Source organism: Azospirillum sp. BE72 (assembly GCF_031455875.1).
Taxonomy (GTDB): Bacteria; Pseudomonadota; Alphaproteobacteria; order Azospirillales; family Azospirillaceae; genus Azospirillum.
The window spans coordinates 1-1,267 of sequence record NZ_JAVDTO010000048.1; the positions used below are offsets into that span (position 1 = coordinate 1).

A 1,267-nucleotide genomic window follows, 5' to 3' on the forward strand; every position below is an offset into this window, starting at 1 on the left:
TGACCCTCCTCCGAATCAGTGGACACCTCTGCTAAGCTCCAGATGGAGCGGAGAGGTCAAGAATGACGACGACACGGCGCATCTTTACGGACGAGTTCAAGCAAGAGGCGGTGGCGCTGTTGGCCAGCAGCGGCCGCTCCCTTGCGCAGATCGCCCGTGAATTGGGAGTGCAGCCCTCGGTGTTACGGAAATGGCAGCGCCGCCTAACCGGGTCAGGGGGGCCGTCGATGCCCCCCGTCCAGCAAGCGGCGGCCCCCCTGATCACAGGCGCTGATCAAGCATCGGAAATCGCCCGTCTAAAACGCGAACTCGCCCGCGTCCAGATGGAACGGGATATATTAAAAAAAACTGTAGCCATCTTCTCGGAAGCACCGAGATGAGGTTCCGAATCATTGCAGACTGCTGCGACGAATACCCGGTTCGGGTGCTCTGCGATGCCATCGGCGTGTCGCCATCGGGCTATTATGCTTGGCGCACGCGACCGGAGAGCCCACGCAAAGCAGCGAACCGGCAGTTGCTCGATGACATCCGGCGCCTTCACGACGCGCATCGTCAACGCTACGGAGTTCCTCGCATTCATGCCGCCCTGCGGGCGAATGGGCACACCGCCAGTCGCGGGCGTGTCGAACGCCTCATGCGCCGCCACGGCCTGCGGGCGCAACGCGCCAAGGCTTATCGCGTCTGCACCACCGACAGCCGGCACGGTTTGCCGGTGGCGCCCAATCGGCTCAATCGCGACTTTGCCCCGGCGAAGCCGAACCAGACTTGGCTCACCGACATCACATACATCCCGACGGACGAGGGCTGGCTGTATCTCGCCGTCGTCCTGGATCTGTTCAGCCGCAAGGCCGTGGGCTGGGCAATGCGCGACCACATGCGCACCGAACTGCCGCTGGCGGCCCTGACCATGGCGGTCCAGCGGCAACGGCCCCAGCCCGGCCTCCTGCACCACTCGGATCGTGGTAGTCAATACGCCGCTGGGGATTACCGAAAAGCTTTGAAAAGCAATGGCATTGTGCAGTCAATGAGCCGCAAAGGCAACTGCTGGGATAACGCCCCGATGGAAAGTTTCTTCGGCAGTTTGAAAGCGGAACTCGTCCATGGCGCCCGCTATGCAACGCGCGACGCCGCTCGCAGAGATCTGTTCGCCTACATCGAAGGCTATTACAATCGCCAGCGACTGCACTCGGCTCTCGGCTACATCACCCCGGACCAGGCCGAGCTTCGAGCCGCTTAACCCGGTGTCCTTTCTGCCGGGGGAAGGTCA

The 1,267-nt window shown here is 62.4% G+C and carries 1 protein-coding gene; it reads left to right on the top strand.

The window, feature by feature from the left end:
- Positions 1–62: 62 nt before the first annotated feature.
- A protein-coding gene (locus J2Y49_RS32365) for an IS3 family transposase (RefSeq protein WP_098735552.1) occupies positions 63–1,237 on the top strand; the annotation gives its coding sequence in 2 pieces (ribosomal slippage) (positions 63–351 and positions 351–1,237; 1,176 coding nt in all).
- Positions 1,238–1,267 lie beyond the last annotated feature (30 nt).